18 protein-coding genes are annotated in these 21,007 nt (G+C 39.6%); 17 read left to right on the top strand and 1 reads right to left on the bottom strand.

Annotation, left to right across the window (positions count from 1 at the left end):
- The first annotated feature begins 7 nt into the window (after positions 1–7).
- The 5 genes from M1D60_RS01230 (at position 8) to M1D60_RS01250 (ending at position 7,912) form a co-directional block, all read left to right on the top strand.
- Entirely contained in the window at positions 8–1,147 is a 1,140-nt protein-coding gene (locus M1D60_RS01230) for an acyl-CoA dehydrogenase (protein WP_456277414.1), read from the top strand.
- A gap of 34 nt (positions 1,148–1,181) precedes the next feature.
- Positions 1,182–1,823, top strand: coding sequence for a TetR/AcrR family transcriptional regulator (locus M1D60_RS01235; protein ID WP_456277415.1), 642 nt, complete (start codon positions 1,182–1,184; stop codon positions 1,821–1,823).
- Positions 1,823–5,068, top strand: a complete 3,246-nt coding sequence (gene icmF, locus M1D60_RS01240; RefSeq protein WP_456277416.1) for a fused isobutyryl-CoA mutase/GTPase IcmF — start codon at positions 1,823–1,825, stop codon at positions 5,066–5,068. Before M1D60_RS01235 ends, icmF begins: the two co-directional genes overlap by 1 nt.
- Positions 5,069–5,294: 226 nt before the next feature.
- A complete protein-coding gene (rpoE, locus tag M1D60_RS01245; protein WP_456277417.1) occupies positions 5,295–5,876 on the top strand; it encodes a DNA-directed RNA polymerase subunit delta in 582 nt (193 codons plus the stop codon).
- Positions 5,877–6,307: 431 nt separating this feature from the next.
- The gene (locus M1D60_RS01250; protein ID WP_456277418.1) at positions 6,308–7,912 is read left to right on the top strand and encodes a CTP synthase; all 1,605 of its coding nucleotides are present in this window, start codon (positions 6,308–6,310) and stop codon (positions 7,910–7,912) included.
- Between the two features lie 45 nt (positions 7,913–7,957).
- Here the strand turns inward: M1D60_RS01250 and M1D60_RS01255 are convergent, their stop codons facing one another.
- Entirely contained in the window at positions 7,958–8,497 is a 540-nt protein-coding gene (locus M1D60_RS01255) for a DUF2529 domain-containing protein (protein ID WP_456277419.1), read from the bottom strand.
- Positions 8,498–9,046: 549 nt separating this feature from the next.
- Here M1D60_RS01255 and M1D60_RS01260 point away from each other — a divergent pair.
- From M1D60_RS01260 to spoIIR, 12 genes are all read left to right on the top strand, one after another.
- Entirely contained in the window at positions 9,047–9,424 is a 378-nt protein-coding gene (locus M1D60_RS01260; protein WP_456277420.1) for a response regulator, read from the top strand.
- 174 nt (positions 9,425–9,598) lie between these two features.
- Positions 9,599–10,456, top strand: a complete 858-nt coding sequence (locus M1D60_RS01265) for a class II fructose-bisphosphate aldolase (RefSeq protein ID WP_456277421.1) — start codon at positions 9,599–9,601, stop codon at positions 10,454–10,456.
- Between the two features lie 325 nt (positions 10,457–10,781).
- Positions 10,782–11,423 (top strand): fructose-6-phosphate aldolase, encoded by a 642-nt coding sequence (gene fsa / locus M1D60_RS01270; protein ID WP_456277422.1) that lies wholly within the window; start codon positions 10,782–10,784, stop codon positions 11,421–11,423.
- Between the two features lie 404 nt (positions 11,424–11,827).
- Positions 11,828–13,114, top strand: coding sequence for a UDP-N-acetylglucosamine 1-carboxyvinyltransferase (locus M1D60_RS01275; RefSeq protein WP_456277423.1), 1,287 nt, complete (start codon positions 11,828–11,830; stop codon positions 13,112–13,114).
- A 110-nt stretch (positions 13,115–13,224) separates the two neighbouring features.
- Entirely contained in the window at positions 13,225–14,193 is a 969-nt protein-coding gene (glpX, locus tag M1D60_RS01280) for a class II fructose-bisphosphatase (protein ID WP_456277424.1), read from the top strand.
- Between the two features lie 729 nt (positions 14,194–14,922).
- A complete protein-coding gene (rho, locus tag M1D60_RS01285; RefSeq protein WP_456277425.1) occupies positions 14,923–16,203 on the top strand; it encodes a transcription termination factor Rho in 1,281 nt (426 codons plus the stop codon).
- Positions 16,204–16,382: 179 nt separating this feature from the next.
- Positions 16,383–16,583 carry a 50S ribosomal protein L31 gene (rpmE, locus tag M1D60_RS01290; protein WP_456277426.1) on the top strand — a complete coding sequence of 67 codons (201 nt, stop codon included), beginning with the start codon at positions 16,383–16,385 and terminating at the stop codon, positions 16,581–16,583.
- A 239-nt stretch (positions 16,584–16,822) separates the two neighbouring features.
- Complete coding sequence (locus M1D60_RS01295; RefSeq protein WP_456277427.1) at positions 16,823–17,431, top strand: thymidine kinase; 609 nt, start codon at positions 16,823–16,825, stop codon at positions 17,429–17,431.
- A 58-nt stretch (positions 17,432–17,489) separates the two neighbouring features.
- Positions 17,490–17,930 carry a hypothetical protein gene (locus M1D60_RS01300; RefSeq protein WP_456277428.1) on the top strand — a complete coding sequence of 147 codons (441 nt, stop codon included), beginning with the start codon at positions 17,490–17,492 and terminating at the stop codon, positions 17,928–17,930.
- 229 nt (positions 17,931–18,159) lie between these two features.
- The gene (gene prfA, locus M1D60_RS01305; protein WP_456277429.1) at positions 18,160–19,227 is read left to right on the top strand and encodes a peptide chain release factor 1; all 1,068 of its coding nucleotides are present in this window, start codon (positions 18,160–18,162) and stop codon (positions 19,225–19,227) included.
- Complete coding sequence (gene prmC, locus M1D60_RS01310; RefSeq protein WP_456277430.1) at positions 19,228–20,079, top strand: peptide chain release factor N(5)-glutamine methyltransferase; 852 nt, start codon at positions 19,228–19,230, stop codon at positions 20,077–20,079.
- A gap of 231 nt (positions 20,080–20,310) precedes the next feature.
- On the top strand, positions 20,311–20,940 hold the full coding sequence (gene spoIIR, locus M1D60_RS01315) for a stage II sporulation protein R (protein WP_456277431.1): 630 nt from the start codon (positions 20,311–20,313) through the stop codon (positions 20,938–20,940).
- Positions 20,941–21,007: the final 67 nt, after the last annotated feature.

Raw genomic sequence — 21,007 nt, forward strand, 5'->3', positions numbered from 1 at the left:
ATTGGTTATGCAATTTAGACTTTCGGAAGAGCATGAGATGATTAGGAAGATGGTTCGTGATTTTGCGCGGAATGAGGTGGCTCCGACTGCTGCTGAGCGTGATGAGGAGGAGCGTTTTGATCGTGACATTTTTGATAAGATGGCGGAGCTTGGGTTAACGGGGATTCCTTGGCCGGAGCAGTATGGTGGAATTGGTAGTGATTATCTAGCGTATGTGATTGCAATTGAGGAGCTATCTCGTGTGTGTGCTTCTACGGGGGTAACTCTTTCAGCTCATACTTCACTTGCGGGTTGGCCGTTGTTTAAGTTTGGTACCGAAGAGCAGAAGCAAAAGTATCTTCGTCCGATGGCAGAGGGTAAGTCGATTGGTGCTTACGGATTAACGGAGCCTTCTTCTGGATCTGATGCGGGTGGAATGAAAACGAATGCCCGTAAGGACGGCGATGATTATATTATCAATGGTTCGAAAATCTTCATCACTAATGGTGGCGTAGCTGATTTCTACGTAGTCTTTGCCATTACTAATCCGGAGCAGGGTACTCGTGGAACGACAGCCTTTATCGTTGAAAAAGACTTCCCTGGTTTTTCGGTTGGGAAAAAGGAAGCCAAGCTAGGAATTCGTTCTTCTCCAACAACTGAGATTATCTTTGAAGATTGCCGCGTGCCAGCTGAAAATATCCTTGGTGAAGTAGGTCAGGGCTTTAAAGTAGCGATGATGACACTTGATGGTGGACGTAACGGAATTGCAGCTCAAGCAGTCGGAATTGCACAAGGTGCCCTGGATGCAGCGGTTGAATATGCAAAAGAGCGTAAGCAGTTTGGAAAGCCGATCATCGAACAGCAAGGAATTGCCTTTAAGCTTGCTGATATGGCAACAAGCATTGAAGCTTCAAGACTATTAACCTATCAAGCAGCTTGGTTAGAATCACAAGGCCTTCCGTACGGAAAAGAATCTGCAATGTCCAAACTTTTAGCAGGAGATACAGCAATGAAAGTGACAACAGAAGCGGTTCAAGTTTTCGGAGGCTATGGCTATACAAAGGACTATCCTGTAGAACGCTTTATGCGTGATGCTAAAATCACTCAAATCTATGAAGGTACTCAAGAAATTCAACGCTTAGTTATTTCAAGAATGCTAGCTAAATAAAGCCATAAAACTCTGGTATAGGCGGTGAGTGGAGATGACGAATCAAAACGTTCAAGCATCTGTGAAAGATGAACGGTTAATCGAGATCAGAAGAAATCAAATGATTACAGGCGCTGTTTCCTTATTCAAAGAAAAGGGCTTCCACCGCACGACTACAAGAGAAATTGCAAAGGCAGCGGGCTTTAGTATCGGAACTCTCTATGAATATATACGTCAAAAGGAGGATGTCCTTTACTTAGTATGTGACCGGATCTATGACCAGGTGAGGGAGCGCCTTAACGAGGATATTGATCCCAATCAAGGGAGTATCGAGAATCTCAAAAAAGCGATCTCCAACTACTTTATCGTGATGGACGAAATGCAGGATGAGGTACTTGTCATGTATCAAGAGGCCAAATCACTAACGAAGGTTGCCCTTCCATATGTGTTAAAAAAAGAATTAGAAATGGTAGAGATGTTCGAGTCCATTTTATCGAGCTGTGTCAAAAACGGAGAGATCACGTTAACCGATCAGGAAAGAAAGCTACTTTCTCATAATATTTTTGTACAAGGACAAATGTGGGGCTTCAGAAGATGGGTCCTACAAGGTCTATACACACTTGAAGAATATACGAATCTACAAATCAACACATTGCTAGAAGGTGTTCGTTCAAAAAAGCTAGAGGAGGGTTCATAATGGTCGAAATTTATAAACCTACACATCATATTCGCTTTATAACAGCATCGAGTCTATTTGATGGGCATGATGCGTCCATTAATATCATGCGCAGAATTATTCAGGCGACTGGCGGAGAGGTCATTCACCTTGGTCATAACCGCTCTGTAGAAGAGGTTGTCACAGCAGCAATCCAAGAGGATGTCCAAGGAATTGCTGTTTCTTCTTATCAAGGAGGTCATGTTGAATATTTTAAGTATATGTATGACCTTTTAAAAGAGCGTAATGCCTCCCATATCCGAATCTATGGAGGTGGAGGCGGCGTTATCATTCCAAGAGAAATCAAGGAACTCCATGATTACGGGATTGCGCGTATTTTCTCCCCGGAAGATGGTAGAAAGCACGGCCTTCAAGGCATGATTAATGAAATGCTTAAGGAATGTGATTTCCCAACCGTTACTTCTGTGGAAGATGAAGTAGAAGGTCTACAAAAAGGTAATATTCAATCAATTACTAGATTAATTACCCTCGCTGAGAGTCAGGTTAATGCAACAACGAAAAATCCGGACATTCAGGCAGTGTTACAAAAAGTAAAGGACCTTGAACAAAATGTACCTGTGCTTGGAATCACCGGAACGGGTGGAGCAGGGAAAAGCTCTCTGACTGATGAGCTCGTTCGTCGCTTTTTAAATGAGATTCCTGAAGCAAAGCTTGCTGTACTATCAGTAGATCCGACTAAGCAAAAAACAGGTGGAGCTTTACTTGGGGACCGAATTCGTATGAATGCGATCTTTAATCAGCGCGTCTTTATGAGAAGTTTAGCCACCCGTGGTTCAAAAACGGAGCTGTCGCTGGCAATTAAGGATGCGATTTCGGTTGCAAAGGCTGCTAATTTTGACTTAATCATTGTAGAAACGAGTGGTATTGGTCAAGGGGATGCTGAAATCGCTGAAATTTGTGATGTATCCATGTATGTAATGACAAGTGAATTTGGTGCCCCTTCTCAGCTAGAAAAAATCGATATGATTGATTATGCTGATCTAATTGTCATAAATAAGTTTGAACGAAAGGGCTCTGAGGATGCCAAAAGTCAGGTTCAAAAGCAGTATCAACGTAGTCATATGCTTTTTGAAACCGACCTTTCTCAAATGCCGGTATATGGAACAATTGCTAGCCAATTTAATGATAAAGGAACAAATTCCTTATTTGCAGCTTTAGTAGATGTGATTAATACGAAATGTGAAAAGGATTGGAGCACTTCGTTTTCAAAGGGGAATCTAGTCGAAAAGCAAAACGTGATTATTCCAAATAATCGTCGCTACTACTTACGTGAAATCTCAGATGCAGTTCGTAATTATCATAAAAAATCTGAAGAACAGGCAGAAGCTGCTCGTAAGCTTTTCCAAATTGATGGAGCGATAGAAGCTTTAGGTGAGCAGGAACAGCCAGTTCAAGCATTGCAAGAGGTCCGCGAAAAGTTTGACTTTAAACTATCACCAGAATCTAAAAAGCTGTTAGAAACATGGCCGAAGCTTAAGGAAAACTATTCGGGTACAGAATTTGTAACAAAGGTCCGCGATAAGGAATTCGTGACAAAGCTTACATCGAAAAGCTTATCAGGATTAGATATTCCAAAGGTCGTGCTACCGAAGTTTAAGGATTACGGTGAAATTCTTCGTTGGATTTACAAGGAAAATGTTCCGGGTGCATTCCCTTATACGGCTGGAGTATTCCCTTTCAAGCGTGAAGGAGAAGATCCAAAGCGTCAGTTCGCAGGAGAAGGAACACCGGAAAGAACAAATCGCCGTTTCCACTACTTATCAAAGGATGATACAGCCAAGCGCTTGAGTACAGCGTTTGACTCGGTTACCTTGTACGGAGAGGATCCAGATTACCGACCAGATATCTACGGTAAGGTCGGCGAAAGTGGAGTGAATATTTGTACATTAGAAGATATGAAAAAGCTGTATGACGGCTTTGATTTATGTGCACCTTCCACCTCTGTTTCCATGACGATTAATGGTCCGGCACCGATTATTCTAGCGATGTTCTTTAACACCGCGATTCATCAGCAAATTGAAAAGCGTGAAAAAGAACTAGGTCGAATTTTAACCGTGGAAGAATATATCGAGGTAAAAGAATGGACACTTCAAACTGTTCGGGGAACCGTTCAAGCTGATATTTTAAAAGAGGACCAAGGTCAAAATACTTGTATCTTCTCAACCGAGTTTGCGTTAAGAATGATGGGTGATATTCAACAATATTTTACAGACCATAAAGTTAGAAACTACTATTCCGTTTCAATTTCTGGTTATCATATTGCTGAAGCTGGGGCTAACCCGATCTCCCAATTAGCCTTCACTCTATCAAACGGGTTTACTTACGTAGAATACTATTTAAGTCGAGGAATGAATATTGATGATTTTGCACCAAATCTATCGTTCTTTTTCAGCAATGGTTTAGATCCTGAGTACACAGTAATTGGGCGAGTTGCGAGAAGAATTTGGGCTGTGGTAATGAGAGAGAAGTATGGAGCAAATGAGCGTAGCCAGAAGCTGAAATATCATGTTCAAACAAGTGGACGCTCCCTTCATGCCCAGGAAATAGACTTTAATGATATCAGAACGACATTACAAGCCTTAATGGCGATTCAGGATAACTGTAACTCCTTGCATACCAATGCGTATGATGAAGCGATTACCACACCAACTGAAGAATCTGTACGCCGTGCGATGGCCATTCAAATGATCATCACGAAGGAGCACGGGTTAACCAAAAATGAAAATCCACTGCAGGGCTCGTTTATCATTGAGGAATTAACAGATCTAGTAGAAGAAGCAGTCCTTCAAGAGTTTGAACGAATCAATGATCGTGGTGGGGTTCTTGGTGCAATGGAAACTCAGTATCAACGTGGGAAGATTCAAGAGGAATCAATGTACTACGAAATGAAGAAGCATTCTGGGGAGCTACCGATCATTGGGGTGAATACGTATCTTAATCCGAATCCACCATCTGATGAAGAGTTAGACAATATCGAACTTGCTCGTGCATCTAAGGAAGAAAAAGTCCAGCAAATTGATAACTTAAACTCCTTCCATCAAAAGAACCAGGCTGAGCTAGACGAAGCGTTAAATCGTTTAAAGAAGGTGGCAGTATCCGGTGGAAATATCTTTGAAGAACTACTGGAAACGGTAAAAGTCGCGAGCTTAGGTCAAATCACTAGAGCACTATATGAAGTAGGCGGCCAATACCGCAGGAATATGTAGAATCAATAAGAGGAGTGAATTTCACTCCTCTTATTTTATAGTCTATGTTATGATAATTCGACAAACTTCTAGTGGCGTCAATTACTAGTCGAAAAAAAACGTTACACATATATAGCATAATTGGTATATTTTTGTTTATAATGAAAAGTATGTTTGCTATAGCATTTTATTCTACATAATAGACTTTTAGGTTATTTTTAGGTATTTAGAAAGGGAGTGCTGTGACTTGAGTTTACTAAATTACTCACAGGAACAAATTAAGCAATTATCAATGATTGAATTAGCTTTTGAAATCATGGTAGCGAAAAAACAGGCAATTGGCTTTCCAGAACTAGTTACTGAGATCGCCAAGTTACTTGAGCTATCAGATGAAGATGTTAGAAAACGTATGTCTCAATTTTATACAGACTTAAATATAGATGGACGCTTTATTGCCGTTGGTGAAAATCGCTGGGGCTTAAGAAGCTGGTATCCGTATGATCAAATTGAGGAAGAAATTATTCCTGCGGCTAAGCCTAAGAAGAAGCGTAAAGCTAAGGATGATGAAGACGATCTAGATTTAGATGACTTCGATGAGATTGATGAAGAAGAATATGATGAACTAGATGATCTGGATGAAATCGATGAAGAAGAGGAAGACGATCTTCTCGATGACGATGACGACGATGAAGAAGATGATGATCTAGACGATGATCTTCTGGATGAAGATGATGATTACGATCTTGATGAAGACCTCGATGAAGAGGATGAAGATTTAGATGAAGAAGAGGAATTAGAAGATTTAGAAGAAGATGAAGAAGACTTATAATCTTCTGCTTGACTTTTGTATGGCCTGTCTATAAAATCATATTTGGGCTCTAGAAAAGCAGACGTTTTTTAAACGTTTCATACAAAAGCAAAAATTGCTCCCTTGAAAAAGGTGTAGTGATTTTTGCTTTTTTTGTTGGTTTTTTTCAGATTTCTGTTAAAGAACCGTATATATTTTTAGCAGTTGATCGTATTGGCAGACGCGAAAATACTGCGAGAGATGCCTTTAGGTAAAAGCCTCTCGGGAGCATTTGCACCAAGAAGGCTTCCTAATTCATCCCGTGGAAAATAAGTGTTCTCAGTCAATGATCACCCTCATTTACAGGGTAGCTTTTCTAATAAAAATTAAAAAACAAGGCACTTTATTAAGAGAGTTGTTTACATAGTGAATCGACTGTATAAGTGCGGATAGACAGGATAAGGGGGATCAACATGACAAAGTATATTTTTGTAACAGGTGGAGTAGTGTCATCATTAGGTAAAGGAATTACGGCTGCTTCTTTAGGTAGATTATTAAAGAACCGCGGGTTAAATGTAACGATTCAAAAATTTGATCCGTATATCAATGTTGATCCAGGTACGATGAGTCCTTACCAACATGGAGAGGTTTTCGTAACAGACGATGGTGCTGAAACCGACTTGGATTTAGGGCATTATGAAAGATTTATCGATATTAACCTAACAAAATTTTCAAACGTAACGACAGGTAAAATTTACTCAACGGTTCTAAAAAAGGAACGCCGTGGTGATTATTTAGGTGGAACAGTTCAGGTAATTCCTCATATTACGAACGAAATCAAGGAACGCGTATTCCGTGCAGGACGCGAAACGAATGCAGATGTTGTAATTACTGAAATTGGTGGAACGGTTGGAGACATTGAATCCCTTCCATTCCTTGAAGCGATTCGCCAAATTAAGAGTGATATTGGTCGCGATAATGTTATGTATATTCACTGTACATTAGTACCTTACATTAAAGCGGCGGGTGAAATGAAAACGAAGCCGACTCAGCATAGCGTAAAAGAGCTTCGAAGCTTAGGAATTCAGCCAACGGTAATCGTGGTTCGTGCAGAAATGCCGGTTTCTCAAGATATGAAGGACAAGATTGCATTATTCTGTGATATAGATCCAAAAGCAGTTATTGAAGCAATTGATGCAGATACTCTTTACTCTGTGCCATTGTCATTACAAGCTCAAGGTCTTGATCAAATTACTTGCGAGCACTTAAAGTTAACTTGCAAGGGTGCTGATATGACAGAGTGGAGCGAGCTTGTTGATAAAGTAAAGAATCTCTCTAAGAAGACGAAAATTGGCTTAGTAGGAAAATACGTTGAGCTTCAAGATGCTTATATTTCTGTGGTTGAAGCTTTACGTCACGCTGGCTATACGTACGATAGTGATATCGAAGTAAAATGGATTAATGCAGAAGAAGTAAATACACAAAATGTTCAAGAGCTTTTAAATGATGTAGACGGCGTCTTAGTTCCTGGTGGTTTTGGTGACCGTGGAATTGAAGGTAAAATCGCTGCCATTCAATATGCTCGTGAAAATAAAGTACCATTCCTCGGAATTTGCTTAGGAATGCAGCTAGCTTCCATTGAATATGCAAGAAACGTGCTTGGCTTAAGAGGTGCTCATTCAGCTGAAATTGATCCGAACACGCCATATCCAATCATTGATTTATTACCTGAACAAAAGGATGTCGAGGATTTAGGTGGGACACTTCGCTTAGGTCTACAGCCATGTAAGCTTCAGGAAGAAACGCTTGCCTTTACTGCTTATCAGGATGAAGTAATCTATGAGCGTCACCGTCATCGCTATGAGTTCAACAATCAATTCCGTCAACAGATGGAAGGGGCAGGATTTACTTTCTCTGGAACAAGCCCAGATGGACGTCTTGTTGAAATTATTGAAATTAAAGATCACCCATGGTTTGTAGCGTCTCAATTCCACCCAGAATTTATATCTCGTCCAACGCGACCACAACCATTATTTAGAGATTTTGTACAAGCATCCCTGCAAAATCAAGAAAGATAAGTTAAAAAACCCTCTTCATGGCGAAGAGGGCTTTTTACTATTTTCTTATTCTTCATCTTCATACTCTGCTAAAATTTCTTTTACCGTAAACATTAATCCATAGTAGGTATATAAAGCTACCATAGACGTAGGTATGCCATACCTATTACCGAAGTCATCTGGAATCAACCCTTTAGTTAAATAAGTATTGATATGCACATTTGCTAGCTGATGTAGCCCTTCTTCCTCTTGATTATGAATGGAAGAAACGGCAACTGTAGGGATTCCGTTCTCTTGTAAATCCTTGACGAGAGCAATAGCCTTCACATCATTTGAATTTCTAGCAAAAATCAATACTCGGTCTAGTGGTTTAACATCTACAGCTTGCCCATTTTTAAGATAAGGAAGGAACCCTTCTAATTTCTCTGGTCCAAGTAAGGCAGTTAGTTCAACAGCCTGTAACTCCTCCAATCCATAAACATAAACAGCCCCATCTCCAACTAAGGCTTGTGAAAGTAACCGTGCACCTTCCTCTATATGAACATCCTCTTTTTCCTCTATCTTTTTAAAAACACCCTGAAGCTGAGTTGTAAACATTTTTAACATCTAATCACCTGACCCTACCAATTTTTCTATTGGCTATGTTAATGTACATTGTTGATTTTAGCAGAGTTGATTGAAGTGGAGGGACGCGAGACTCCTGCGGGAGAAGCGTGGTGAGGGAGACCCCACAGGCGGTAAAACGCCGAGGAGGCTCCCAAACCCGCCCGCGGAAAGCGAGTGTCCCGAAACGAAAATCAACAACAAGGTTTAACAAAGCCTTTCCATTATATCGAACTATATCAAAAACTTAGGCTGTATTAAAGAATCAAGCTGTTTTTCTGGAGGTATTGTTTAAAATAGAGGGATTGGAAGAACTCCGAAATTGGAGGTTTTACAGCCTTTAGCAAAGAAATTTAACAGGAAAAAGGAGAAAAAACTAGAAATTAGTAGGATTTTGTCGGAAACTAATTTCGACAGAAAAGAGGATTTTTAGCATAAAAAGAGAATTATTTGCATTAGCATAATGTTGACGAATATCAAGTTCTGATTACAAATAGATAGACTCGCAAGAACGACGTAGGTATTCTAGATACAATAATTACTAACAGGGGGATGAAAGCTGTGAAAGAAAAAATATTAATTGTGGACGATCAGTTTGGCATAAGAATTTTACTTAATGAGGTATTTCAAAAGGAAGGCTATCAAACATTTCAAGCGGCAAATGGCTATCAAGCGTTAGAAATAGTAGATAAGCATTCTCCAGATCTTGTTTTATTAGACATGAAAATCCCTGGCATGGATGGGATTGAAATATTAAAAAGAATGAAGGCAGTTGATCAGGAAATTCGAGTAATTATTATGACTGCATATGGCGAGCTTGATATGATTCAAGAGGCAAAGGACCTTGGTGCTATTACTCATTTTGCAAAGCCATTTGATATTGATGAAATAAGAGAAGCTGTTAAGAAGCATCTGCCAATCCGCTCATAAAGGTAGTTCTCAAAGTATTCAACGTTGCTGTTTTTAACAATAGTTGGTATGCTATTTACTGAAAAGCCTCTAAATAATAGGTCCTTTTACATAATTGCTTTTTAATCGGGAAAAATAGTAAAGATAGGACTTTAAGAGGTTTGGGTATTTAGGATACATAAGGAGGACAAAAATATGCCTTTAGTTTCAATGAAAGAAATGCTAGAAAAGGGTAAAGCAGAAGGTTATGCGGTTGGTCAATTTAACCTTAACAATTTAGAGTTCACTCAGGCGATTCTTCAAGCTGCACAAGAAGAAAATTCACCTGTTATTTTAGGTGTTTCTGAAGGTGCTGCGAAATACATGGGTGGCTTTAAGACAATCGTTGAGATTGTTAAAGCGCTAATGGAAGAATACAAGGTAACTGTACCTGTTGCGATCCATTTAGATCATGGTTCAAGCTTTGAATCATGTGCAAAGGCAATTCATGCAGGATTTACTTCTGTTATGATCGATGCTTCTCACCATCCTTTTGAAGAAAACATCGAGACAACTTCAAAGGTTGTCGAGCTTGCTCATTTCCATGGAGTGTCTGTCGAGGCTGAACTAGGAGTAGTCGGTGGTCAAGAAGATGACGTTATTGCAGAAGGCGTAATCTATGCTGATCCAAAGGAATGTGAAGAGCTTGTAACTCGAACAGGTATTGATTGTCTAGCACCTGCACTTGGTTCTGTACATGGACCTTACAAAGGTGAGCCTAACCTTGGATTTAAAGAGATGGAAGAGATCGGTAAAGCAACAGGTGTACCTCTTGTTTTACACGGTGGAACAGGTATTCCAACAAAGGATATCCAAAGAGCTATTTCTTATGGAACAGCGAAAATTAACGTAAATACAGAAAACCAAATTTCTTCAGCAAACAAGGTACGTGAAGTACTAGAAGCAAACCCAAATATGTATGATCCACGTAAATATTTAGGGCCAGCTCGCGACGTAATCAAAGAAACGGTTAAAGGAAAGATGAAAGAATTCGGATCTTCAAACCGTGCATAAATATGACAACCGCCTATTTTAGGGCGGTTTCTTACTATATGTAAGGCTCCATAGCTAAAGATTATTGCATTTGATTAGTATTGTTAAAACCTTGAGTTGATTGGAGCGGAGGGCTCTCGACTCCTGCGGGAGATAGAGGGAAGCGTGAGACCCCGCAGGCGAAGCCGAGGAGGCTCACGTCCCTCCCCGCGGAAAGCGAGTGCCTGAAGCGGAAATCAACGGACACAATATAGATTCAATTTCTTTGTAAAAAAAGCGTAATATGCTAAAACAGACATATTTAAAGACGATTACATACTAAAACCAGGGAAAAGGGGAAATCGGTATGAAATTTTTTATTGATACAGCTAATATTGAAGAAATAAAAGAAGCTAACGCATTGGGAATTCTTTCTGGCGTAACTACCAACCCATCACTTGTCGCTAAAGAAAAAGGAGTGACATTTGAGGAGCGCCTTCGTGAAATTACCGCAGAAGTATCCGGTTCAGTTAGTGCGGAGGTTATTAGTTTAGATGTAGAAGGTATGTTAAGAGAAGGTAGAGAGCTCGCGAAAATTGCTCCGAACATTACAATAAAAGTTCCTATGACCCCAGATGGCTTAAAAGCAGTAAAAGTATTCACTGCAGAAGGCATTAAGACGAATGTAACGTTAATCTTCTCAGCAAATCAAGCGTTATTAGCAGCAAGAGCAGGTGCTACCTATGTGTCGCCTTTCCTTGGAAGACTAGATGACATCGGTCAAGATGGTTTAGAGCTAGTTAGCAAAATTGCTGAAATTTTCCTAGTTCATGATATCCCTACTGAAATTATTGCAGCTTCGATTCGTCATCCACAACATATTACAGAAGCAGCAGTACGAGGTGCACATATCGCGACGGTACCATTAAAAGTAATCCTTCAATTATTTAACCATCCGTTAACGGACAAAGGAATTGAACAGTTTTTGGCTGATTGGAATAATCGATAATACAGGAGCAGTGGGTGATATATATATCATCTGCTGCTTTTTGTTTTAATCCAATAAAAATTCAATCTCTTGTTCTAAGCTACAGTCACTTCCATTCCCCGCCCCGAGGAAAGCGATAATTCTGTAACGAAAATCAACACAAACATACTATACAAAATTATGATATCGCTCACCTTTTCTCACCTAACCCCGATAAAAATATATTAGTGTCCTCTTTAAATAAGCCATGTTATGATGAAAATAATGAAATTAAATATAACAGTAAAAAATTCGTTAAAATAGATATTTTGTCGCGATTTTTCCTTTTCATTACATATTTTTTTCATAATCGTGTAAACTAAGGGATAAAATAACGTTAAGTGTATGTCCTTCGTGAGCGACCATAAATTGGAAGGGAGATTTACATGGAAAAACTTAAAATAGAAGGTGGAAACAAGTTAAATGGAACAGTTCGGGTTAGCGGAGCTAAAAATAGTGCAGTAGCCTTAATTCCTGCGACGATTTTAGCTGAGTCTCCTGTAATTATTGATGGATTACCAAATATTTCAGATGTGCAAACATTATCGGATTTGTTAGAAGAAATTGGCGGTACTGTTTCCTTAAATGATAGTGAAATTATCGTGGATCCATCAAAAATGATTTCAATGCCACTACCTAACGGAAAAGTAAAAAAATTACGTGCTTCTTATTATCTTATGGGTGCCATGCTTGGACGTTTTAAGAAAGCAGTAGTCGGATTACCAGGTGGTTGTCATTTAGGACCAAGACCTATTGATCAGCATATAAAAGGGTTTGAAGCACTTGGAGCAAAGGTAACCAATGAGCAAGGTGCGATTTATTTGCGTGCAGATGAGCTTAGAGGTGCAAGAATTTATCTAGACGTGGTAAGCGTAGGGGCTACCATTAATATAATGTTAGCTGCAGTAAGAGCTAAAGGACGAACAATCATTGAAAATGCAGCCAAAGAACCGGAAATTATCGATGTTGCCACACTTTTAACAAGTATGGGGGCTAAAATTAAAGGTGCAGGAACTGATGTTATTCGTATTGATGGGGTAGACTCTTTGCAAGGTTGCCGTCACAGTATCATTCCAGACCGAATTGAAGCAGGTACATATCTAATTTTAGGTGCTGCAATGGGAGAAGAGGTTGTCATTGATAATGTCATCCCACTTCACTTAGAATCATTGATTGCTAAGCTTCGCGAAATGGGAGTAGTGATTGAGACAAAGGATGATAAAATTCTAGTTAGAGGTCGCGATCAATTAAAAACTGTAGATATCAAGACGCTAGTATATCCTGGCTTTCCAACGGACCTTCAGCAGCCATTCACTTCATTGCTAACAAAGGCACATGGTTCAGGTGTCGTAACAGATACGATTTATGGGGCTAGATTTAAGCATATTGATGAGCTAAGAAGAATGAATGCCACTATTAAGGTGGAAGGGCGTTCGGCAATTATAAATGGTCCAGCACAATTACAAGGAGCCAAGGTACGAGCAAGTGATTTGCGTGCAGGTGCGGCACTTGTCGTAGCAGGCTTAATGGCTGAAGGAATTACAGAGGTTTCTGGACTGGAGCATATTGATCGAGGCTATGAAAACCTAGTAGAGAAGTTAAATGGTCTTGGTGCGGTTATTTGGAGAGAAAGTATGTCAGAGCAAGAAATCGAACAACTACAAAATTCTTAATAGATGATTGAAGAAAATATGTTATACTAATTGTGAGAAAATCACGATTTGGTATAACATATTTTTTTATATACAAAACTCAATAGAGAATGATAAGGGGAGAAACTATCATGGAACGTAGTTTATCGATGGAGCTTGTACGTGTCACTGAAGCCGCAGCTCTTGCGTCAGCGAGATGGATGGGGAGAGGGCTGAAGAATGAGGCAGATGATGCAGCGACTTCTGCAATGCGTGATGTATTCGATACAGTACCAATGAAGGGGACTGTGGTTATTGGTGAAGGGGAAATGGACGAAGCACCGATGCTATATATCGGAGAAAAACTGGGGACAGGCTACGGTCCTAGAGTAGATGTCGCAGTTGACCCGTTAGAGGGAACGAATATTGTGGCAACAGGTGGATGGAATGCACTTGCTGTTCTTGCGATTGCAGATCATGGTAACCTATTGCATGCTCCTGATATGTACATGGATAAAATCGCGGTTGGACCTGAAGCAGTTGGAAAAATAAATATTAATGCTTCTGTTTATGAAAATTTACTAGCAGTAGCCAAAGCGAAAAATAAAGATATCGAAGACGTAGTAGCGACAGTTCTTAATCGCCCAAGACATGAAAAAATCATTCAAGAAATTAGAGAAGCTGGAGCACGTATAAAATTAATCAATGATGGTGATGTTGCAGGAGCCATTAACACAGCTTTTGACCATACAGGAGTCGATATCCTATTTGGTTCAGGCGGAGCACCAGAAGGAGTTATTGCAGCTGTAGCATTAAAATGCCTAGGCGGAGAGATTCAAGGAAAGCTACTTCCTCAAACAGAAGAAGAGCTAATCCGTTGTCGTAAAATGGGTATTGAAGACGTAGATCGTATTCTCTATATGCATGACCTAGTTAAAGGTGATGACGCGATCTTCGCAGCAACAGGTGTAACCGACGGTGAACTATTACGTGGAGTTCAATTCAAAGGAACCGCAGGAACCACCCACTCCCTCGTCATGCGTGCAAAATCCGGAACCGTCCGATTTATCGACGGCCGACACAGCCTAAATAAAAAACCTAATTTAGTGTTTAAGCCTTAATTTAATATTAATCAAAATTACAACTATGCAACGAAGACTTTCTAACTAAGGGGAGTCTTCGTTTTTTGCTTCGTCGGATAGCGGGCATCCTGGGGTGGAAATCATTAATAAAGAGTTGAAGTTAAGATTTCAAAGATTTAAGAGATTAAATTGTATTAATGTTTTTTTAGGTTTATAAGCACTTTGTTGTTTTTTGTGTTAAAATTCAGAGTTGATTGAAGTGGAAGGCACTTGACTCCTGCGGGAGATAGAGGGAAGTGTGAGACCCCACAGGCGCAGCCGAGGAGGCTCACATCCCTCCCCGCGGAAAGCAAGTGCCTGCAACGGAAAGAAACGGACAAGAGTTTTAATTTAACTTCTTGTTAATAAGAGTAACAAAGTTATGAAACAGCCTATTTACCAAAAACAAAATAATAACAATTTCTTACGTATTCCTAGTTATTTTGACAAAATTAGATAACAAAATAAAGACAAGCACGTAATCTGTCAAAATGTTTTCTAGTAGCCAGGTGTTGATTAAATCGGTGTAATAGGGGTAAAATAAGAATTGCTACGTATTTTCATTCGCTTATTAACTTCTTCAAAATAACTTCGAAGAAATCTTCTTACTTCTTTTCCTTTCCATCGTTTCTACCTTTTTATTCTCTCAGGTACATGATTATGAAAAGATGGATAACTAAGCGCTTGCATTGTAACGTACAATAATTAAGTTAAAAGAGTGGTGTTCAAATGAGTAATGGTCTTACTCTTTCTAGTTTAGAAGAAATGAAATTAAAGGATTTATATGAACAAGCCCGTAATTTTAAGGTGTCTTATTATAGCAAGCTCACCAAAAAAGAATTAATTTTTGCCATCCTAAAGGCACAGGCTGAAAAAGACGGCTTTATGTTTATGGAAGGTGTCTTAGAAATTATCCAGTCAGAAGGATTCGGATTCTTAAGACCGATTAATTATTCACCAAGTTCTGAGGATATTTATATATCAGCCTCACAAATTAGACGTTTTGACTTACGTAATGGTGATAAGGTTTCAGGTAAAGTTAGACCTCCAAAGGAAAATGAACGATATTACGGACTTTTGCATGTAGAGGCTGTAAATGGAGATAATCCCGAATCTGCCAAAGAGCGAGTTCACTTCCCAGCACTAACCCCTCTATACCCAGATCGTCAAATTATTTTGGAGACAAGCCCTACCCAAACGTCAACAAGAATCATGGATTTAATTGCTCCCGTTGGATTTGGTCAGCGTGGTCTGATTGTTGCCCCTCCAAAAGCAGGGAAAACGATGCTATTAAAGGAAATTGCCAATAGTATCACGACCAATCATCCAGAAGCAGAACTGATTGTTCTTCTAGTTGATGAAAGACCAGAGGAAGTAACTGATATCGAACGTTCCGTAGCAGGTGATGTGGTTAGTTCTACTTTTGATGAGGTTCCTGAAAACCATATTAAGGTAGCTGAGCTTGTTCTTGAACGTGCAATGAGATTGGTTGAGCATAAAAAAGATGTTATTATCCTGATGGATAGTATCACTCGTTTAGCAAGAGCGTATAACCTAGTTATTCCTCCAAGTGGAAGAACGCTATCAGGGGGAATTGACCCGGCTGCTTTCCACCGTCCGAAACGCTTCTTTGGAGCTGCACGTAATATTGAAGAAGGTGGAAGTTTAACCATCCTAGCAACTGCATTAGTTGAAACAGGCTCTCGTATGGATGATGTCATTTATGAAGAGTTTAAAGGAACAGGTAATATGGAGTTGCATCTTGATCGTTCATTGGCAGAAAAGAGAATCTTCCCTGCTATTGATATTCGTCGCTCTGGTACAAGAAAAGAAGAGCTTCTGATTACAAAGGATCATTTAGACAAGCTCTGGACCATTAGAAGAGGTATGACCGATTCCCCAGACTTTATTGAGCGTTTCTTACGTCGTTTACGGAATACGAAAACGAATGAGGAATTCTTTCAGCTAATGGAAGACGATAAAAAAGGGACTAGCTCGGCTAGGTCATAAATTGGTAATAGAACTTCTCTCTTAGGTGGTTGCAAAAGAGTCATCGTACTGCTATAATTTCATCATGTGTGATTTTAGCAGTGAGATTTAACAAGCATCTTGCTACGATCTCACTTACGATATGTGTACAAACTTACTCTGATTCAAAAACGGTTTCAGGGCAGAAGGAGATGAAAAACATGAAAACAGGAATTCACCCAAACTATAAACAAGTTATGGTTAAGTGTGCTTGCGGAAACGAATTCGAAACTGGATCTGTATTAAAGGAGATAAAGGTTGAGGTTTGTTCTGAATGCCACCCATTCTATACTGGACGTCAAAAGTTCGCTAGTGCAGATGGTCGTGTAGATAGATTCAACAAGAAATATGGTCTTAAGTAATACTGTCTAAACGAAGTATTAGCAATGCCGTATAAAAAGCAGGCAAGAGTTCATTCCTTGTCTGCTTTTTTACTTGATATGATTATGATAAACAGTTACTTATTTAAATAGATGTGATACTTAGTGGGAAAACTGGAAAATGATATTTAGTCATTTTCTAATCGCTGAAACAAGTATACTAATAAAAGAAGTCATTCAGTTGAACAAAACGTGAAGACGAGAAAGGGAGAGACCGTCTTATGTACGAAATGAGAAAGAGCGGTTGGATTGAGGTCATCTGTGGCAGTATGTTTTCTGGAAAATCAGAGGAGCTCATTCGACGTGTAAAACGTACGCAATATGCTAAACAACATGTAATGGTTTTTAAACCAGCTATTGATAATAGATACAGCGAAGAAAATGTAGTTTCACATAATGGTACGTCTGTACAAGCACGCCCTGTATCTTCTTCTCGTGAAATATTAGACCAAGTAACGGCAGATGTGGATGTCGTAGCAATTGACGAGGTACAATTTTTCGATGAACAAGTTGGTGAGATTGCACAACAATTAGCTTACCAAGGACACCGAGTTATTGTAGCAGGCCTTGATCAAGACTTTCGAGGCGAGCCGTTTGGTCCAGTACCAGATCTAATGGCAGTGGCGGAACATGTTACGAAGCTTCATGCCGTATGTTCAGGTTGTGGTTCTCCTGCAAGCAGAACACAGCGATTAATTAATAACGAGCCAGCATCTTATGATGACCCGATTATCTTAGTAGGAGCGTCTGAATCATATGAACCTCGTTGTAGACATTGTCATGAAGTAAGAAACAAGCCTGTTATTAAGCAAGTAACATTAAATTCGTAATATTTTCCATGCAAAGCAGCTTTCGCTCAGGGTTATCCTATCAATAGGAGGGATGATCATGAGAATAAAGCTGCTTTTATTTTTGAGTGTTGTATTACTTGTATCAGGCTGCAGTAATGTGAAAACAGCAGAAGACCAAAATGGCCTAAAGCTTATGACATATGAAAGAGCAAATGATACTGGTGACGAAGACCCTCTAGGTGATGGTGCTTTCCCACCGAATCAAAGTCCAGTCAATTATTATGATGCAACTGCACCACGTCCAGATTTTGGGACGGATACTGACAAAATTAGGGATGTTGTTGATAACCATGACGGGGTGACACCTGGCTCGGTATTTATCAATGGAGATAATGCGTATGTAACCGTGCATTCAAATAAATCCTATTCCAAAGATGAAAAAGATAAGCTGAGACATAAACTGCTTCATGATATAACAAAAGCCATGCCACGTTATCATATACACGTCCGTGTACATGATGGGGATGGTGGGCAGTAGTAGTAGGCAAAAGGTGGTGATTTTTAGTGAATCACCACCTTTATTTTTAGTTAAAAGTGGTGGTAGACGCAAATATGTCGCATCTTCACGCGATTAGTTCTTAAGCTATTGCTTAATTACCTCTCCATAACATTTCCCCACTAACTGTCACCAATAGAGTTTGCTTTGACTACCTGATTTCTCTATACTATAATTAGAATGTTATGGCTAAAAAATGAGGTGAATGATTGTGTTAGATCGATTGCAATCTGTTGAAGATCGTTACGAAAGGCTGAATGAGCTGTTAAGTGATCCAGCTATCGTCAATGATCCAAAGAAACTACGTGAATATTCAAAGGAACAGTCCGATATACAAGATACAGTAATGGCTTACCGTGAATATAAAGATGTTCGCGAACAGCTTAAAGATGCAAAGGCTATGCTAGAAGAAAAGCTTGATGCAGAAATGCGTGAAATGGTTAAGCTTGAAATTAGTGAATTAGAAGAACAAGAGGAAGAACTTTCTGAGCGCTTGCGTTTATTGCTTTTACCAAAGGATCCGAATGATGATAAGAACGTAATTATTGAAATTCGTGGAGCGGCTGGTGGAGATGAAGCGGCCCTTTTTGCTGGGGACTTATATCGTATGTATTCTCGTTATGCAGAAGCACAAGGTTGGAAACCAGAAGTGATTGAAGCTTCTTCTACAGGTGTAGGTGGATATAAGGAAATCATCTTTATGATCAATGGTAAAGGTGCTTATTCTAAGATGAAGTTTGAAAATGGGGCACACCGTGTACAACGTGTTCCAGAAACAGAATCTGGTGGTCGTATTCATACATCTACAGCTACAGTAGCAGTCTTACCTGAGGCTGAAGAGGTAGAAGTAGATATCCATGAAAAAGATATTCGTGTTGATACGTATGCATCAAGTGGAGCTGGGGGACAATCCGTTAATACGACGATGTCTGCAGTTCGTTTAACGCATATTCCAACTAACACGGTGGTTACGTGTCAGGATGAAAAGTCTCAAATCAAAAATAAAGAAAAAGCAATGAAAGTATTAAGAGCGCGTGTTTACGATAAAATTAACCAGGAAGTACAAGCGGAATATGATGCAAATCGTAAACTTGCTGTCGGTACTGGTGACCGCTCTGAGCGAATTCGTACGTATAACTTCCCGCAAAATCGTGTGACGGATCATCGTATTGGATTAACCATTCAAAAGCTTGATCAGATTCTTCAAGGAAAGCTTGATGAAGTGGTTGATGCTCTTATTATGGAAGATCAAGCTTCACGTATGGAGCAGGCAGAATAATTGTTTACAAAAGTGTATGAAGCCCTAAATTGGGCTTCTTCTTTTTTAGAGGAAGCAGGGAGAGAAGCGAAAGCGGGAGAGCTTCTTTTAATGCATGTACTCGACTATAACCGTACTCAGTTATTTATGAATATGAGAGAGGATTTACCAAGCCAAGCGCAAGAAGCGTTGATAGAGGCAGTCACATTACATAAAAAAGGGGTTCCTGTTCAGCATATTACCGGTTATGAGGAGTTTTATGGTCGACGTTTTGATGTGAATCAAGAGGTTCTCATTCCGAGACCAGAAACAGAGGAACTTGTCCTTGGTGTTCTTCAGAGAATGAAGCGACACTTCCCGGCAAAAGAAACTCTGGATCTTGTCGATGTAGGGACTGGAAGTGGTGCAATTGCCATTACAATATCATTAGAGGAAGAGCGACTAACTACCTTTGCAACTGATATTGCAGAAGAGTCATTACAGGTCGCTCGTCAAAATGCAGAAAAACTAGGTGCAAGGGTCACCTTTTTACATGGAGATATGCTGGCACCAATCCAAAAGCTTGGTAAGAAGGTAGATATTGTGATTTCAAATCCTCCGTACATCCCAAATGATGATATATTATCAGACGTCGTGAAGGATCATGAACCACACCGAGCACTGTTTGGTGGACAGGATGGTCTTGATTTTTATCGTCGCTTTATGGAGGAGCTTCCTTTGGTTCTAAACGATCAAGCGATTGTTGCTTTTGAGGTAGGGGCTGGACAGGGTCAAGCAGTGGCCATGATGCTACAACAAACCTTTTCAAATGCAGTAGTAGAAGTTCAGGATGATATTAATGGCAAAGATCGAATGGTATATGCAATGATCTAATACGGTAAAGCAACTCGAGCAGATCGGGTTGTTTTTTACTGTTTGTGCAATTCAATTCCTTTCGCTTTTCGTGCAATTCCTAATGTTTCGATGAAAAAAGCCATGTCTCAGCGGATGTTTTAATAGGGAAAAAACCAAAAAATAAAAGTTTACTAGATTTTTTTAATTTACTAGTTTAGGATTCTAGTTTTTTGACTACACTGTTTTAGTGAAGGGACGGTGTAGAGAAAAATGAAATTAACTAAACTAACTAAATTGGCAATTATATATGTACTATTATTATTTATTGGGGCTACCTTAACGACAACTTTGAAACCAGCCATGGCTACTGAAAACGAGGCCGTTGTGATTCCGGATGAGGCGATCCGACTTAGAATTCTAGCAAATAGTAATTCAGCAGAAGATCAAGCGTTAAAGCAAAAGGTTCGTGACGAAGTAAATAAAGAAATTACAAAGTGGGTCGAGGAATTAACATCAATTCAAGATGCGAGAGATTTAATTCAAGATCGTCTTGGTGACATTGAAGTGATTGTTGAAAATGTGTTAAAGGAACAAAACAGTGATCAAGCTTACACAGTTGGATATGACAAACAGGTGAAGTTTCCGACTAAGGTATATGGTTCTTACATCTATCCTGCTGGTGAATATGAGGCAATCCTAATCACGCTTGGTGAAGCAAAGGGTAACAACTGGTGGTGTGTACTATTTCCTCCGCTCTGCTTCTTAGATTTTGGTAATGGGGATGCAGTAGATGCTTCAAAGGGTGGGGAAACTCAAACTGAGGCGACTGTAGTAGAGGAAGAGCCAGAAGTAGAAGTGAAATTCTTTGTAGTCGAGTGGTTGTCCAAAATTTTTGGATAAACAAATCTAGTAAATGTTCTATTTTTTGAATCTACCTCATAGGTTATACCAACAGTAAATTTAATGA

This window comes from Bacillus sp. AK128, from assembly GCF_053903075.1.

What these genes read in the sequence shown, in the direction of transcription:
- M1D60_RS01250 (WP_456277418.1), top strand. Translation starts at nt 6,308, where the DNA reads ATGACAAAGTATATTTTTGTAACAGGTGGAGTAGTGTCATCATTAGGT.
- fsa (WP_456277422.1), top strand. Translation starts at nt 10,782, where the DNA reads ATGAAATTTTTTATTGATACAGCTAATATTGAAGAAATAAAAGAAGCT.
- spoIIR (WP_456277431.1), top strand. Translation starts at nt 20,311, where the DNA reads ATGAAATTAACTAAACTAACTAAATTGGCAATTATATATGTACTATTA.
- rho (WP_456277425.1), top strand. Translation starts at nt 14,923, where the DNA reads ATGAGTAATGGTCTTACTCTTTCTAGTTTAGAAGAAATGAAATTAAAG.
- M1D60_RS01235 (WP_456277415.1), top strand. Translation starts at nt 1,182, where the DNA reads ATGACGAATCAAAACGTTCAAGCATCTGTGAAAGATGAACGGTTAATC.
- glpX (WP_456277424.1), top strand. Translation starts at nt 13,225, where the DNA reads ATGGAACGTAGTTTATCGATGGAGCTTGTACGTGTCACTGAAGCCGCA.
- icmF (WP_456277416.1), top strand. Translation starts at nt 1,823, where the DNA reads ATGGTCGAAATTTATAAACCTACACATCATATTCGCTTTATAACAGCA.
- M1D60_RS01265 (WP_456277421.1), top strand. Translation starts at nt 9,599, where the DNA reads ATGCCTTTAGTTTCAATGAAAGAAATGCTAGAAAAGGGTAAAGCAGAA.
- M1D60_RS01255 (WP_456277419.1), bottom strand. Translation starts at nt 8,497, where the DNA reads ATGTTAAAAATGTTTACAACTCAGCTTCAGGGTGTTTTTAAAAAGATA.
- M1D60_RS01230 (WP_456277414.1), top strand. Translation starts at nt 8, where the DNA reads ATGCAATTTAGACTTTCGGAAGAGCATGAGATGATTAGGAAGATGGTT.
- M1D60_RS01275 (WP_456277423.1), top strand. Translation starts at nt 11,828, where the DNA reads ATGGAAAAACTTAAAATAGAAGGTGGAAACAAGTTAAATGGAACAGTT.
- rpmE (WP_456277426.1), top strand. Translation starts at nt 16,383, where the DNA reads ATGAAAACAGGAATTCACCCAAACTATAAACAAGTTATGGTTAAGTGT.
- M1D60_RS01295 (WP_456277427.1), top strand. Translation starts at nt 16,823, where the DNA reads ATGTACGAAATGAGAAAGAGCGGTTGGATTGAGGTCATCTGTGGCAGT.
- M1D60_RS01300 (WP_456277428.1), top strand. Translation starts at nt 17,490, where the DNA reads ATGAGAATAAAGCTGCTTTTATTTTTGAGTGTTGTATTACTTGTATCA.
- M1D60_RS01260 (WP_456277420.1), top strand. Translation starts at nt 9,047, where the DNA reads ATGAAAGCTGTGAAAGAAAAAATATTAATTGTGGACGATCAGTTTGGC.